The sequence below is a fragment of the Pseudonocardia sp. ICBG1034 genome (assembly GCF_020131375.1).
Classification (GTDB): domain Bacteria; phylum Actinomycetota; class Actinomycetes; order Mycobacteriales; family Pseudonocardiaceae; genus Pseudonocardia; species Pseudonocardia alni.
Map to the genome: position 1 here is coordinate 115,102 of NZ_JAHLEK010000010.1, position 14,616 is coordinate 129,717.

Here is a 14,616-nt window from a genome sequence, read left to right on the forward strand (position 1 = left end):
GGCACGGTGGTCCACCCAGGTGTGCTCGAGGCAGGTAGCCGCGCCACAGCCCTGACACACCGCGACCGCGGGTCGGGCCCGCCGGTCCCGGGCGCTGCAGTCCAAGCAGTTCACGACCGAGTGTCCCGGGTGGCCTCGGGGCTTGCCTGCTCGGTCTGCAGGGTGGGCGTGGTCATTGGTGCGAACAGGCGCCGGCGCAGCCACAGCGACACATACACCAGCGCGACCAGTACCGGGACCTCGATCAACGGCCCGACCACTCCCGCCAGGGCCTGGCCGGAGGTCACGCCGAACGTGCCGATCGCGACGGCGATGGCGAGCTCGAAGTTGTTGCCCGCGGCGGTGAACGCCAGCGTGGTGGTGCGCTCGTAGCCCATCCCGACCGCCCGGCCGACGGCGTAGGACCCGGCCCACATCAGGGCGAAGTAGGCCAGCAACGGCAGCGCGATCCGGGCGACGTCGAGCGGCTGAGAGGTGATCGCCTCGCCCTGCAGGGCGAACAGCAGCACGATGGTGAACAGCAGCCCGTAGAGCGCGAACGGCCCGATCCGCGGCAGGAACGTCTCCTCGTACCAGGCCCGGCCCTTGGCCTTCTCCCCGAAGCGGCGCGTGAGGTAGCCGGCCAGCAGCGGGATCCCGAGGAACACCAGTACCGACTTCACGATGTCCCAGGTGGAGAACGACACGTCGGTGACCGGCAGGCCGAGCCAGCCGGGCAGCACGACCAGGTAGAACCAGCCCAGTACGCCGAACATGACGACCTGGAACACCGAGTTCAGCGCGACCAGCACGGCGGCGGCCTCGCGGTCGCCGCAGGCCAGGTCGTTCCAGATGATCACCATGGCGATGCAGCGGGCGAGCCCGACGATGATCAGCCCGGTCCGGTACTCGGGCAGGTCGGGCAGCATCAGCCAGGCGAGTGCGAACATCAGTGCCGGGCCGAGGACCCAGTTGAGCACCAGCGAGGTGAGCAGGAGCTTGCGGTCGCCGGTGACGGTGTCGAGGCGGTCGTAGCGGACCTTCGCCAGCACCGGATACATCATGATCAGCAGGCCGAGCGCGATCGGCAGCGAGATCCCGTCGATCGCGATCGCGTCGAGGGCCGGGGCGAGCCCGGGGACCAGGCGGCCGAGCAGCAGTCCGGCGACCATGGCGACGATGATCCAGACCGCCAGGAAGCGGTCGAGGGTGGACAGGCGGGCGACGACGCCGGCCTCGGCCGGGTCGGTGGCCGCCTGCTGGGCGGCGCCGGTGGTGTTCTCCGTGCTCATGATGCGACGGCCTCCGCCGTGGTCGGGATCAGCAGGTCGGCCAGCGAGGCGAGTCGCTGGGGGACGACGCGGTAGTGGATCCAGGTGCCGCGACGTTCACCGATGATCAGCTCGGCCTCGCGTAGGACCTTGAGATGGTGCGAGATCGTCGGGCCGGACAGGTCGAAGACCTCGGTCAGGTCACACACGCAGGCCTCCCCGCCAGCGTGGGAGGCGATCAGGGACAACAGGCGCAGCCGGACGGGGTCTCCGAGGGCCTTGAACACGCGGGAGATCTCGCTCGCGTGCTCCGGGGAGAGCGGTTGCCCGACCAGCGGCGACCAGCACGACGGCGCCACACCCGGCGGCTCCTTATTCGACATACTTCTATCTTGACGTCTATCGAATAAGAGTGCAACCTCGCAGGGCCGCCCCGGATCGAGCGTCGTCGATCCAACCCTGCGCGACTGGAGTGATCGCATGCTCGACCCCGGTGAGGCCGGCGACCGCACTGCGGTGTCACGGCATCACGGACGTGCTCACCGCCACCGGCTCCCGATGCCCGTCAGGGATCCAGTCTCGCGCGCCATCGGGCAGGCGATCATCGCGGTCGCGGTCGTCCTGGTCCTGTGGGGATTCCTGGCCGGCGACGCCGATCTCACAGCAGGTGGTGTGACGACGTTCGCCTGTCTGCCCGCAGCGGGCCTGGCCAAGCTTGCCCGATCCCGGTGAGCGCCCCGCCCGGAAGTACAGCCGGTCGGGTCAACATCAGCCTTTCATCCCGGGTGGCCGGCCGGTTCGTTGTGGGCGCGGACCAGCCTCGCGTAGGTCGCCACGCATGCCCACGCCACCGCCGCGACGACGAGGAAGGAGCGGTAGACGCCGTCGTACCCGACTTCGGGGGCAAGGGACGCGGCGCCGACGGGGGCTAGCAGACCCGCGAGGCCCCACCCGGTGAAGACCAGGCCGTAGGTGGCGCCGAACCGTTCGCTGGGCACCACGTCCGAGACTGCCGCCGGGGTGAGCGTGGATAGTGCGCCGTATTGGGTTCCGAGTAGGAACAGGGTGGCAAGCGCGACGGGCCCGCTCGCACTCAGGGCCAGTGGCAGACAGGCAAGAAGGAGGAGGGCGGAGTTGGCGTGCAGGGCCGCGGATGGTCCCACCCGATCCGATAGCGGCCCGGCCATGAGCCGACCGACGAAGTTGCCGGCATTGAGCAACGTCACCGCCAGCGCCACGGCCCCCGCAGTCCCTGCCAGCTGTCCGGCCTGCGCGAAGGCCGCGAGGGCCGGCGCGCTGCCCAGCGCGAAAGCCAGCCACAGCGCGACGACCGGCCCGCTCGGGTGGCGCCGGCCGGTGCTCCGGGGCCGACGTCGTGCTACGCGCGGATGGGCCACGCGACCGGGAACGAGCACGGCCGCGACGGCCAGAACGCCCCCCAGCGCGGCGGCCAGCAGGACGAAGGTCCAGCCACGTCCGAACGCCATGAGCAGCGCAGCTGCCACGGGTGCCAGGACGGCTGTGCCGGCCGCGTAGGCGCTGACCACGAGGCCGAGCGCCAGGCCGCGCCCGGACTGCACGGTGCCGGCGACCCGGACCGCGGTGGCGTAGCCGAGCCCGGTCGAGCCGCCGAGTAGGACACCGAAGGCGAGGATCAGTGTGACCACTGAGGTCGCGACAGCACTGCCCAGCAGACCGATCACGGTACCGATCGCGGCGACGATGGCCAGCCGCCGAGGTGAGACCGCGTCGGCGACCCGGCCACCGACCAGGACCCCGGCCATGAAGGCCACCAGGCCGACGGAAAAGACGCTGGCCAGCCCGGTATCGCCGACCCGGAGTTCCCGGCACAGGGACGCGGTGAACACGTCCCAGGCGAATAGTGGGCTCACCGCCAGGTCGAGCAGCACTGCGCCGGTGAGCGCGCGCCTCTTACTCATCCGGAGGGGGCTCGGCCTGGGTCGCCGGCCAGCGGGGGTAGGAGGTTCGGCGTCTTCTTGCTGGCCATCGTCGCGTCCTTCCCGTGGGCGTATCAGCCAGGCCGGTGGCGAACCCGGCGGTGATCATCGAGAGTGACCAGCCGGGGTCGGCGGGTGATGGCCGGGGCCAGCACGGGCAAGGCGTAGTACAGCACGCCCCAGCTGACGATCTCGGTCACGCACAGCACGACCATCACCCGACGCAGCCCCGCTCGAGCTCAGCGACGCGGTCGCGGCGGTGGGTTTCACAGAGGACATTCGCGGTTGGCCTCCCAGCGAGGCCCGACGCGGCCTCGCCGCCTCCGGCGATGGTGCCGATACGCGGCGATGGGTCGCGCCGGGACGGACAGCAGTCAGGCGGGTCGGCCAGTCAGGATGCCGCCTGTGCAGTCTGGTCGATCGGTTCTGCCGGGCCGCAGCAGCCGCCCTCGGCCTCCGCGGTGGCGGCGGCGGGGTCGTCGAACAGGCCGGCGCCGCCGCAGACCCCGGTGTCGGGCAGCACCAGCTCGACCCGCTCGGCGGCCTCGTGGTCCCCGGCCAGTGCGGCGGCCACGGAGCGGACCTGCTCGTAGCCGGTCATCGCCAGGAACGTCGGTGCGCGCCCGTAGGACTTCATCCCGACCACGAACACCCCGGGCTCGGGTTGGGTCAGTTCGCGGGCGCCGTGCGGGTACACGGTGCCGCAGGAGTGCACGTTCGGGTCGATCAACGGTGCCAGGGCCCGGGCGGCCTGCAGGGTCGGGTCCAGGTCCAGCCGCACCTCCGCCAGCCATGACAGGTCCGGGCGGAACCCGGTCAGCACCACGACCTCGTCGACCGGGGCGAGCCGGCGCCCGTCGAGGGACTCGAGCACGAGCCGGTCGCCGGTCTGGGCGACCGCGCTGGTGCGGAACCCGGTCACCGTGCTGATGTGCCCGGCCTCGACCGCGGCCGCGGCGCGCCGGCCCAGGGCCCCGCGGGCGGGCAGTTGGTCGGCCTCCCCACCGCCGAAGGTGTCACCGACCTGCCCACGGCGCAGCAGCCAGTCCACGTGCGTGCCCGGCGCGGTCTCGGCCAGTTCGGCGAACGCCACCAGTGCGGTCAGTGCCGAGTGCCCGCTGCCGGCCACCGCGACCCGCTTGCCGGCGTAGCGGGCCCGCACGCTCGGGTCGGCCAGGTCTGGCACCTGGTAGGCGATCCGGTCGGCGGCGGCGCGCTCGCCCGCGGCGGGCAGCCCGTCCGCGCCGAGCGGGTTCGGCGAGTCCCAGGTCCCGGAGGCGTCCACCACGGCGCGGGCGAGGATCCGCTCCTCTCCCGCGGCGGTCTGCACGTGCACGGTCAACGGTTCGGTCTCGCGACCGGCGTCGACCACCCGGTCCCGCCCGCGCCGGGCCACACCCGACACTCGGGCGCCGAACCGCACCCGGCTGCCCAACACCTCGGCGAGGGGCTGCAGGTAGCGCTGCGCCCACTGCTGCCCGGTCGCGTAGGTCTCCGGGTCCGGGTGGGTCCATCCGGTCGGGGCCAGCAGCTTCTCCGCCACCGGGTCGACCACCTCGGCCCACCGGGAGAACAGTCGCACGTGGTGCCACTGCCGCACGTGCGCACCGGCCTGCTCACCGGCCTCCAGCACCAGCGGCTCCAGGCCGCGGTCGAGCAGATGCGCGGCGGCGGCGAGCCCGACCGGCCCGGCTCCGACCACCACGACCGGCAACGTGTTCTCACTCATCACGACCTCCAGGGTCGGCAGGTTCATTCATCGACGCTCGTCGATGGGCTGGTCGGACTGTATCGACGGGCATCGATTGACGCAACCATCGATGTGTGTCGATACTGAGCGGTATGAGCACCACTGCCGCCGAGCAGCCCGCTCGCACGCCACTGCTGCCGCTGACCGACGTGTCAGCCACGTCGGCACAGCTGCCGGTCGCCGACGCCGAGACCTACGCCGGCTGGTTCGCCTGCCTGGCCGAACCGACCCGGGTGCGGCTGCTGCACGCGGTCGCGATCGCCGCACGAGCGATCGCGGTCGGGGAACTGGCCGAACAGCTCGGGATCTCCCAGTCCACCTGCAGCCACCACCTGCGCAAGCTCGCCGACGTCGGGTTCGTGCGCCTGCACAAGGAGAAGACCACCACCCTCGTCACGGTCAACCCGGCCTGCTGCACCGGGCTCCCGCATGCCGCCGACGCCGTCATGGGCATGCTCGGGCCGCGCCCGTGCTGTCCCACCGACCTGCCCGCCGACGTCACCGTCCGCGCCCTGCAGCCCGGCGACTGGGCCGCGGTCCGGCGCATCTACGCCGAGGGCATCGCCACCGGCCACGCGACCTTCGACACCGAGGTCCCCGAACGGCGCGAGCTCGACCGCCGATGGCTGCCCGAGCACCGGTGGGTCGCCGAGCTCGACGGCCACGTCGTCGGATGGGCCGCCCTCGCACCCGTCTCGACACGGCCCGTCTACGCCGGCGTGGCCGAGTCCTCGATCTATGTCGCCGACGGCTCGCGCGGGCGTGGGATCGGCAAGGCGCTGATCCACCAGCAGGTCACCGCAGCCGACGCCGCCGGGCTCTGGACCCTGCAGACCGCGATCTTCCCGGAGAACCGGGCCTCGGTCGCGCTGCACCAGTCCGCCGGTTACCGCACCCTCGGCCTGCGCGAACGCATCGGTCGCCACCACGGCGTCTGGCGCGACACCGTCTTCCTCGAACGCCGCACCGCCACCGACCCCGACTAACCGCGCGGCGACCCATCCGCGCCACAACCTTCACCGCCGACCCCGTACGCGTCGCCGGTGCTCACTCCTGCCCGCGTTCCTCCCGACGGAGGACCGTCCCTGCGAGGTGCCCATGTCCCGCCCCGCTCACCCCGGCACGTCCGGCTCCGCCAGCTCGTGCGACGCGATCGTCATCGGTGCGGGCCAATCCGGGCTCGCCGCCGCACACGCCCTGCGCCAGACCGGTCTCGCGCCGGTGGTCCTCGAAGCCGGACCCGAGCCCGTCGGGTCCTGGCCGCACTACTACGACAGCCTCACCCTGTTCTCCCCGGCCCGCTACAGCTCGCTACCCGGGCTGCCGTTCCCCGGCGACCCCGGCCGGTACCCCCACCGCGACGAGATCGCCGACTACCTGCGCCGCTACGCGGCCCACCTCGACGTCGACATCCGGACCAGAACCCGAGTCGACACCATCACCGCCGCGCCCGGCGGCTACCAGATCCACACCGGCGAGCAGACGCTCACCGCCCCGCTGGTCATCGCCGCCACTGGTGGCTTCGGCAACCCGTACCGGCCCGCCCTGCCCGGCCTCGACGCCTTCACCGGCCAGACCCTGCACGTCGCTGACTACCACCGACCCGAGCAGTTCGCCGGCCAGCACGTCGTGATCGTCGGCGCCGGGAACTCCGCCGCCCAGATCGGCGTCGAACTCACCCAGCACGCCCGCGTCACCCTCGCCACCCGGGTACCGGTCAAGTACGCGCCGCAGCGCATCCTGGGCCGCGACATGCACTGGTGGGCCACCACGCTCGGGTTCGACCACCTACCCATCGGGCCCTACCTGCGCAGCACGCCGTCGGTACCCGTCGTCGACGACGGCACCTACCGCACCGCCATCGACGCCGGCCGACCCGGCCGAGCCCCGATATTCACCGACATCGACGGCACCCGCCTCAGCTGGCCCGACGGGCGCACCGAGCAGGTCGACACCATCCTGCTGGCCACCGGGTATCGACCGGACCTGCCCTACCTCACCGACCTCGGCGCCCTCGACCACCACGACCGGCCACGCCAGATCCGGGGACTGTCGACCTCGCACCCCGGACTCGGCTACGTCGGGCTCGAATGGCAACGCAGCCTCGCGTCGGCCACTCTGCGCGGGGCCGGACGCGACGCGCGCTACGTCACCACCCGACTGGTGCGCCACCGCACGGCTCTGCCCGCCGTTCGATGCTGCGAGCAGCCGGCCGCACAAGCGTGAGAGTGCCTGGCGCCGAATCGGCGACCGGAACGCTGAAGTCGGCCGCCTGCTGCCCAACCGCGCCTGACTGCACAACGCACCCCGAAGGCCCCGAACCTACTGCCATCGTCGTGGCGCCGTCGGACTGTCGTTCTACTGTCGCTCCACAGGGGAGCGAAGGCGACGTGCGGGACGGCGACGAGCGCGAGGAGGAGCTGCGGCCGGTGAACGCGGACGACCCGATGGGGACGTTGCTGGCCTCGCCGGGCGTAGTCCACGACGAGCGCACCGGTGAGGTGGCGGCGACCCTGACGCTTGCGCTTAGCCGCGACATCTGGGCGGCCGATCCGCATCGGGGCGCAGAGCTGGTCAGCGTGCTGGTCTCCGCCATGCTGGGGCGCGGCTGGGCACTATTGACCGAGACTCATCCGAGCGCGGTCCGCGCCCTCCCGCGCCCGCCCGGCTGGTCGGTGGAGATGCCGCACCCCGATGGAGGGATCACTATTGGCACGGCCGGCGAGGTGCTCTACGCCGGCGATCTGGGCCCGGCGGTCCCGCCCGGCTGGGTGTCGGCAATCCGAGCCCTGGACGATCAGCTCGCGGTCTGCGTGGCCACCGGTGTGGATCTGAACCGCCGCGACCTTGCCGACCATCTGGCGCGCGCGCAGCCGCGGGCAGGTCGCCGCCGCCGTCCTGCCGGTGGCACTCCACGACGGCGCACCGGACTAGGTGACCGCCACGGCCGACACGCCCTGTCCTCTCGCTGTGCTGGCACGGCCACACTCCCTCTCGATCGCCGCGAGGGTCACGGCCACATGCCAGGCACCGACCGCCACACGCCCGGGCAGCGTGTGCCCGAGCGGGGGGCGGACTCATGCACCCGACGGCCGCCCCCACCTCGTCTGTCAAACGAGATCACTTGCCGTGTACTTTCCATTATGTTGTCAGGGCGGGATAGAACCCGCGCAGGGAACGCGGACTGAGGGGGCAAGCAGTCATGGCCAGGCAGAGAATGCGGCAATCACGCCAGGAGCGAGACGACATCGCGGGGATGCTGGCCAAGCGAGATCAGCTCGACCGTGACCAGCAGCAGCAGCGCCAGCGGGAGGAAGTAGCGTTCGCTCGTTACGCGCATGCCCAGCTTCGGGTCACGGAGATCGACCGCGAACGTGCCGATGCCATCGCCGAACTCGATCGTCGACGGGAGCAGGTGATGACCGACGCGCGCGAGCAACTTGACGCCGTCACGGCCGACCAGTGCGCAGTGCTGGTCGAGCTGCACGTCGACGGCCGGGGCCGGCGCAGCGCGGAGGACCTTGCCGCGCTGTTCGAACTGCCGGTCAAACGTGTCCGCGCGATGCTCAAGCGAGCTCGTGCCGATGAGCCGGCCGGCCAGGACTCAACGACACCGGCACCCGAGGGACCCGCACGCGCCGGTGGCGAGCCCGGCGGCGCCGCTACCCCGGCTCCGGCCAAGGACGCTTCCCCGGCCATCGACGCCGAACGTGAGATGGAGGGTCCGCCGGTCCCCTCCGTCTCAGGCCCTTCCGTCCAGTCGGTCGAGGACTGACCCCTTACGAGGTCCGTGTGGCAGTGCAGCGACTACCTGACCTATGGCAACCGCGGCAGGCCAGGCCAGGCCTGGCTGCTGCGTCGTCGCGGATGATGCTGTGCCGCCGAAGGCGGGTCCGCTCCGCGCGCGGCCCGGCGCGGCCCTGAGCGCCACCCGGCACCGGCGCGGTCCCGCACGACCGTGCCGGTGGGGCCCGACGCCGTCACATGCCCTGCGCCTCGCGCCAGTCGACCACGGCGAACTGGTCGGTCCGTCGCATCGCCCGCCAATCGCGCCTCATCCGGGCATCGCGCTCGTTCGGGCTGGTCGAGGTCGCCGCGATGTAGTCGCACCGGGCGAACAGCACTGCCCGCGCGTCCGCGTCCGCGGCCGGGATCGCGATGCCGGGAACGCCGTCCTCACGGCAGTCCTGGCACAGTCCATCGTCATTGGCGCGGCGCCGGTCGGTGGCTGAGCGTTCCACTCCACACGCCACGCACCCGAGCCCGGCCATCGGCGCCAGCGCGGCCCGGTCGTAGTCGATCCGGTCATCACGCTGCCGCTCGTCCTCCTCGGTGCTCGGCTCGACCCGGTCGGCGAAGTAGCGCCGGGCCACCGTGTCGGACTCGACCGTGCGCGGGTCGCGCCGCTCGCGTGGGTTGGCGCGGCGGCTGGTCAGGTTCCGCGCGCGGCGGGCCGCCCGGTCGCGATCCTTGGCGCGGTTGTCCTCTGCGATGCGCGCGGCATCGCGGGCCTTCTCCGCGCGCCGTTCCGCGGTCGGCGCGAGCGCCTGCACCAGTGCGCGCCCGTCCTCGTCGGCCCGACGCCATTCGTCGCGCAGCCGGTGAAGGGCCGTTGTCGGGTGCTCGGCCTCCAGCGCCTCCACGCAACGCACCATCAGCAGTCGAGTCGGCGCGTCGACGCTGTCGAGCAGGCGGGCAAGACGAGCACGCGCGCCGCGCACCGCGCCACGCTCGATGATCTCGGCGATGACGCTGAGCTCCGCGGCCGCCGCAGTCATCACAGCGCCGGTGTTGTCGACATCGTCGGTGCTGGTGGTCTCGCTGGCAATGGTCATCGCGGTGCCTCTCCGTCGCTGGCGGTGGGTGATCGGGGTGGGTGGGGCTGCTGGCCCGTGAGGGGCAGCGGGCGTCGTCCCCGCTGCCGCTTCGCGGCGATCGCTCGGCCTCCGAGGCTCGACGTCAAGGGCAGCCCGCCAGGGCTGTCGCCGTGGCGACGCGGAGCGCCAGCGGAGCGCCCTTTACGTGGAGTGAGGCCGTGCTCAGCTCTAGGGCCGGCAGGCCCACCTCCCGCCGAAGGCGGTCCACCGGGGTTCACGGCCCGGCGCGGCCTTGAGCGCCCCCACCCGGCCGCCGGTCGCCCCTCCCGGCTGACACTCCGCCCGGCTTGGGCGCACCGCACCGGAATCCGCCACGCCGCGCTGGCCCTCCCGCGGGGGGCCACGCAACTGCGTTCGCTCAGGTGACCGGTGCGGTCTCGCGGACAACGACGATCTTGCGGTCCGGGCGGGCCTCGAGGACGGCCCCTCCGTCGAGCACCAGGGTCACCGGTTCGTGGCCATCGACCCCGCGGGTGGTCGCGGCCCGGTTCTCTACCGCGACCACCCGCGTACGGCGGTTGGTTTCCACCCGCACGGGCACGCCGTACTCGTCGTGGCGGATCCGGTCGATGGTGTCGGTCGGCAGCCAGTCCCCCGGCCGGATCTTCGTGCTGTAGGTCTGGTGGATCTCGATCGGCATCAGCCGGACCTCCTCACGCGCACACGGGAAGGGGCCCGCCCGGCGGGCGGGCCCCGGAGGGCGGACCGCCCTCAGAAGGGCGGCTCCTCGCCTTCGGCGATGCCCGAGCCATCGGCCTCCACCGGGCCGGCGGACTCCCAGTCCGCGGCCAGTGAGCGGAAGATCCGGGCGTCGCGCTCGGTGTAGCCGTCGGCGATGTCGAGGGAGTCGAAGATGGCGGCAGGCATGGCGGTCCTCCGGTGGTCGGTGCGGCTGGAACGCGGCGCAGCCTCAGCACGCCCGGTGGGGGTCCCGAAGGGACAGCGGGGCCTGCTGCTGGCCCGTCCGGGTGAGACTGCGAACCCGACCCCAGCTGACTCGGCCCCCTCGACCCCGGCCGTCGCGGCGCGACCCGGCCCGACCCACCCCGACCACCTCGTGACCGCCACTGCCGCACGCAACAGGCCCACACACCGCCGACCACCTCGGTAACAGCAGCCCCCGGCAGTCTCACCCGGACGGGTCGGCAGCAGGCATCGGTGCTCCGCCCCCGCCGGGTGTGCTGACCTTCGGGCGATCCAGACGCACCGACCACCGGAGGACCACGCGAACCCGTTCCGGTGTGGAGTGGTCGACTGCCCCAGTGCGGGGTTGACCTCGGCGAGGCGCGGTCAGGTCGCGGTGTGCAGGCGCAGGTCCGGTAACCGATCGCGGACGTCCCACTCGATCAGCGGTGTGTCCGTGCTCCGGTAGTGGCTGATCTTCGCCTGCTTGCGCGCGGTGTAGTCCTCGCGGTCGAGCATGCCCCAGACCTCGACGAGGGTCGCCGGATCGGTGTCGGTGAGGACGAAGTCCGGCAGGACCGCGGCCTCACCGTCGTAGCGCAGGGGTTTAACGAAGGTCCGTTTCGCCGCCGTCAGGGCATCGGCCATGACGACCTCGTGTGTGGAGTCGGCCGGGATGAAGTCGGCGTTGGTCAGCATCACCGCGGCGCCGACCGCGGACAGGTTGCCCTGGTCGCTGCGCGAGACCAGGGCGAGTATCACCTGCTCGCTGCCGGCCGGGCGCTGGTCGGTCATCGCCGGCGCCGCGGCCCGGCGGATGCGCTTGTGCAGCGCGGTGGAGAAGAAGATCGGTGCTCGGTGATGGCGCAGGTCGCAGCGCTGTCCGTAGGGCGTCGGGGTCCAGGAACGGACCGCGCCGAGCAGCAGCCCCCGCTGCACTATCCCGTTGCGCTCGACCATCCGGTCGGTGAACCGGGTGAACGCCGCATCGTGTTGGTCAGGGTGCGCGGGGTCGAACGGTGGGATCACGTAGCAGCACCAGCTCAGCGGCAGGCCGGCTGAGGTCACCCCGTCGGTCGCGGCTCGAACGAGCGGACTGCACCTGGCCCACCCACGCCGGCCGGATCTGGGGTTATCGGGTGGGCTTGAGCGGGTCAGGTCGGCGCGTTCCCACAGGTAGTGCAGCAGCCCGAGCAGGCCCATCCGTGACCGCGCCGCCCCGGCATCGCGGGGGCTCGAGGTGGTGCCCGACGCCGCGGGGTCGCTCGTGCGAACGTGTAGTGGCAGCGACAACGCCACGCTCGCGCTGCCGTCGTCAGTTTCCTGCAGCGCGCCGTCCTGGTACTGGCTTCGCCCGGACCACTGGCCGGTGGTGTTGTGGAACTCGCAGTCGCGGGCGTGCTCTTCTCCACCGCTGGGCCAACAGGCCAGGTAGTAGACCCCTGCGCGGTGGCGGATCACCAGCCGCGGGGCGGGGTCAGTGCACAGGCACCACGCACAGCCGTCAATGATCTTGGCCTGCTCGACCACCGCTCGGTAGACACTGGGTGCGCGGCGTAGCTGCCACAACGCGACTTCGCGCCCGGCCAGCCGCACCCGCGTCCGAGACACCGCGTGCTGGCCGTGTCGGTGTCCGGAGACCGGCGCCCGCCCGCGTCTGAAGGTCATATCGGCTCTCCCTACCTCATCCGCACCGCGTTGTCGGGTAGTTCAGCATCGCGTGGGCTACGCCTCGTCGACGTGGTTGTCGGCGCCGGCGGTGCCGCGGTCGATGGTGCGCGGGGCGCGCATCCCGAAGGTCATCCCACGGGCGATGGTGCGCTCGGCCTCGACACGGGTGAACCCCGCGACCCCGATGTGTACCCGGGCGGCGTCGAGCAGAGCCGCGTGAGCGTTGTCGGCGTCGAGCTCCCCACCGCCGACAAGCTGGCCGAGGACCCGGGCGGCGCCGAGCAGGGTGATCTGCCGCGTGCCCGCCTGGGAGTGTTCGACCTTGTCCAGTTCGTCGGCCTGGATCGCGGCGATGTAGGCGTTCGCGCGCTTGGTCGACAGTCTCCTCGCCGGTGTGGCCAGCGAGCTCGGCGGCGGCGGGGTGAGCAGGGTGGTCAGCCAGGTGGGTAGCTCGGCGACCTGTCCGTGCTCGGCGACCTGGTACGCACCTTCGGGGCGGATGCTGCCGGCGCCGACGACGAATCCGCCCCCGGCGCGGGTGTCGATCAGCGGGCCGAGGCTGTGACCGTGCCCGCCGATCGTGTTGCGCAGCTGGAGCCCCTCGGGCACCCGGAAGTAGAGGTGCTCGCCATCAGTTGGCGTGCGCACCGCGTAGGTGTCGGGGAGGGTCTCGCCGTGCCGGGCGGCGAGCTGGTCGAGGACCTCCCGTCCGGTGGTGGCCCCGCCCCATGCCCGGATCGGCTCGGTGCTGGTGTCCAGATCGATCACCACGAGGCCGGAGGGCCCGCACGCCACACCGACGTTCCATCTGGTGGTGTTCGACCACCAGCGCCGGATCTGGACGCGGTCGCGGGTCGCGCGCTGCTCCCAGCCCTGGTGTCCTTCGGCGCACACTCCACGGCGCCGGCACCGGGTCTCGCCGTGGAAGGCCGGGACCTTCGTGCCGGCCCGGACCGGGAACACGAACAGACCGGCGGTCGCGGCGTCGAGCGCGACCTGCCGCAGCCGCGCCACCTCACGTTCGAGGCGCGGACGAGCTCCTCGCGGCATGCGCGCCGTGTCCTCCCGTCTGGTCCGGGCACCGGTGTCGTACGCACCATCGCATCGCTCCCCAGCAGTGTGGGTGCTGTCGGCGCTGGTCGTGACGGTCATCTTGTGCTCCTCGCGTGGTTTAGGGACCGGTGCCTGGCCGGCCCGGGATCCGTCCGTCCCTGCGGTAGTCGATCTGCACATCTGCAGCGACTCCGGCGAATCCGTGTCGCTGCCACGGTCAGATGCTGCGGTGGCGGGTGCACAGGCCGGGCCTGGGTCGCGGTCGGTCGGAGCAGGCCCGGCGCTGTGCGGTGTGGTCACGGGGGTGGACGAGCCCGAGGGGCCGGGCGCAGTCGTGGGCGGCGCCCGGGCGTCGCCCACGACTGGGGTCAAGGGGCGATGACCTCAGGCGCGGTGGTCGAAGCGGGACGCCCGTTCTTGTGGACGGTCGCTGTCGCGAAGCTGAGTTCGACCCCGGCGGTGTCGGCGTGCAGGGTGGTGCGCACGACCCGGCGGGTCTCCCCGGCAGGTGTGAAGGAGTCGTCGGTGAGCCGGCCGGTCACTGTCACCCGGGTACCGGACTCCACCGAGTTGTAGACGTTCTCGGCGAGCCTGCCGAAAGCGGTCACCTGCTGCCAGGCGGGCTCGGCGTCACGCCACTGCCCGGTGTTCGGGTCGCGCTCGCGCTGCCTGAGAGCGAGGGAGAAGTTGAGGATTGCGGTGCCGTTGGCCTTGCCTCGGACCAGGGGCCGGATCTGGCCGATGTTCCCGGTCAGGGTGATCTCGTTCATGGGGTGCCTCTCGGAGTGGTCGGTGCTGGTTGGTGACGCGGCTCTGCCTCAGCGCGGTGCGGTGTGGCCCCGCAGGGGGCGGCGGGGGTTGCCGCTGGCCCGACCGGGCGGGAACCCGCGAAGCGGGTCCGATCGAAGCGAGGCCCGTCCCACCCGGTCGGTGTCGGCAGGCGTCCATCGCCGCGAACCACGCCGTGCTGTGCTGACCTCCGGGCGTCTCCCAACCCCGGGCTCTGACCACGCGTGCCCGCACGTGTGCGACCGTCCTGCTCCGGTGGTCAGACCCAGGCGATAGTTCGCTGTTCAGGCCGAGCAGGTGATCTCGCGCGAGGTAGGAGGAGCCGGGCCCTGCAGATAGCCCGGGGCGGCGCCCCATATGGATAT

Annotated in this window: 15 protein-coding genes; 4 read left to right on the forward strand and 11 right to left on the reverse strand. The window is 72.1% G+C overall.

Annotated elements, in window-relative coordinates; all coding sequences use genetic code 11:
- Window positions 1-110: 110 nt before the first annotated feature.
- Window positions 111-1,271, reverse strand: coding sequence for an ACR3 family arsenite efflux transporter (gene arsB / locus KPF22_RS01080; protein WP_224400967.1), 1,161 nt, complete (start codon window positions 1,269-1,271; stop codon window positions 111-113).
- A complete protein-coding gene (locus tag KPF22_RS01085; protein WP_224400968.1) occupies window positions 1,268-1,633 on the reverse strand; it encodes a helix-turn-helix transcriptional regulator in 366 nt (121 codons plus the stop codon). The genes arsB and KPF22_RS01085 overlap by 4 nt, the downstream gene beginning before the upstream one ends.
- Before the next feature lie 97 nt (window positions 1,634-1,730).
- Here KPF22_RS01085 and KPF22_RS01090 point away from each other — a divergent pair, with 97 nt between their 5' ends.
- Window positions 1,731-1,982, forward strand: a complete 252-nt coding sequence (locus tag KPF22_RS01090; protein ID WP_224400969.1) for a hypothetical protein — start codon at window positions 1,731-1,733, stop codon at window positions 1,980-1,982.
- Window positions 1,983-2,026: 44 nt separating this feature from the next.
- On the opposite strand, the gene KPF22_RS01095 is transcribed toward KPF22_RS01090, so the two are convergent.
- The 3 genes from KPF22_RS01095 to KPF22_RS01100 all read right to left on the reverse strand — a co-directional run bounded on the left by KPF22_RS01095 (window position 2,027) and on the right by KPF22_RS01100 (window position 4,937).
- The gene (locus tag KPF22_RS01095; protein ID WP_224400970.1) at window positions 2,027-3,160 is read right to left on the reverse strand and encodes an MFS transporter; all 1,134 of its coding nucleotides are present in this window, start codon (window positions 3,158-3,160) and stop codon (window positions 2,027-2,029) included.
- A 122-nt stretch (window positions 3,161-3,282) separates the two neighbouring features.
- Complete coding sequence (locus KPF22_RS31735) at window positions 3,283-3,408, reverse strand: hypothetical protein (protein WP_255624031.1); 126 nt, start codon at window positions 3,406-3,408, stop codon at window positions 3,283-3,285.
- A 191-nt stretch (window positions 3,409-3,599) separates the two neighbouring features.
- A complete protein-coding gene (locus KPF22_RS01100; protein ID WP_224400981.1) occupies window positions 3,600-4,937 on the reverse strand; it encodes an NAD(P)-binding domain-containing protein in 1,338 nt (445 codons plus the stop codon).
- 113 nt (window positions 4,938-5,050) lie between these two features.
- Here KPF22_RS01100 and KPF22_RS01105 point away from each other — a divergent pair, with 113 nt between their 5' ends.
- The 3 genes from KPF22_RS01105 (at window position 5,051) to KPF22_RS01115 (ending at window position 8,733) form a co-directional block, all read left to right on the forward strand.
- Window positions 5,051-5,944: a metalloregulator ArsR/SmtB family transcription factor gene (locus KPF22_RS01105; protein WP_224400971.1), complete on the forward strand. Its 894-nt coding sequence runs from the start codon at window positions 5,051-5,053 to the stop codon at window positions 5,942-5,944.
- A 112-nt stretch (window positions 5,945-6,056) separates the two neighbouring features.
- On the forward strand, window positions 6,057-7,184 hold the full coding sequence (locus KPF22_RS01110; RefSeq protein WP_224400972.1) for an NAD(P)/FAD-dependent oxidoreductase: 1,128 nt from the start codon (window positions 6,057-6,059) through the stop codon (window positions 7,182-7,184).
- 1,030 nt (window positions 7,185-8,214) lie between these two features.
- Entirely contained in the window at window positions 8,215-8,733 is a 519-nt protein-coding gene (locus tag KPF22_RS01115; protein ID WP_157818119.1) for a hypothetical protein, read from the forward strand.
- A gap of 205 nt (window positions 8,734-8,938) precedes the next feature.
- Here the strand turns inward: KPF22_RS01115 and KPF22_RS01120 are convergent, their stop codons facing one another.
- The 6 genes from KPF22_RS01120 to KPF22_RS01145 all read right to left on the reverse strand — a co-directional run bounded on the left by KPF22_RS01120 (window position 8,939) and on the right by KPF22_RS01145 (window position 14,232).
- Window positions 8,939-9,793: a hypothetical protein gene (locus KPF22_RS01120; protein ID WP_100877147.1), complete on the reverse strand. Its 855-nt coding sequence runs from the start codon at window positions 9,791-9,793 to the stop codon at window positions 8,939-8,941.
- A 400-nt stretch (window positions 9,794-10,193) separates the two neighbouring features.
- On the reverse strand, window positions 10,194-10,475 hold the full coding sequence (locus tag KPF22_RS01125; protein ID WP_100877146.1) for a hypothetical protein: 282 nt from the start codon (window positions 10,473-10,475) through the stop codon (window positions 10,194-10,196).
- Window positions 10,476-10,546: 71 nt separating this feature from the next.
- On the reverse strand, window positions 10,547-10,702 hold the full coding sequence (locus KPF22_RS01130) for a hypothetical protein (protein WP_157818118.1): 156 nt from the start codon (window positions 10,700-10,702) through the stop codon (window positions 10,547-10,549).
- Between the two features lie 423 nt (window positions 10,703-11,125).
- Window positions 11,126-12,268, reverse strand: a complete 1,143-nt coding sequence (locus tag KPF22_RS01135; protein WP_253067047.1) for a DUF1173 family protein — start codon at window positions 12,266-12,268, stop codon at window positions 11,126-11,128.
- A 195-nt stretch (window positions 12,269-12,463) separates the two neighbouring features.
- Window positions 12,464-13,459 carry a bifunctional DNA primase/polymerase gene (locus KPF22_RS01140; RefSeq protein ID WP_224400973.1) on the reverse strand — a complete coding sequence of 332 codons (996 nt, stop codon included), beginning with the start codon at window positions 13,457-13,459 and terminating at the stop codon, window positions 12,464-12,466.
- 371 nt (window positions 13,460-13,830) lie between these two features.
- Window positions 13,831-14,232: a single-stranded DNA-binding protein gene (locus tag KPF22_RS01145; protein ID WP_100877143.1), complete on the reverse strand. Its 402-nt coding sequence runs from the start codon at window positions 14,230-14,232 to the stop codon at window positions 13,831-13,833.
- Window positions 14,233-14,616 lie beyond the last annotated feature (384 nt).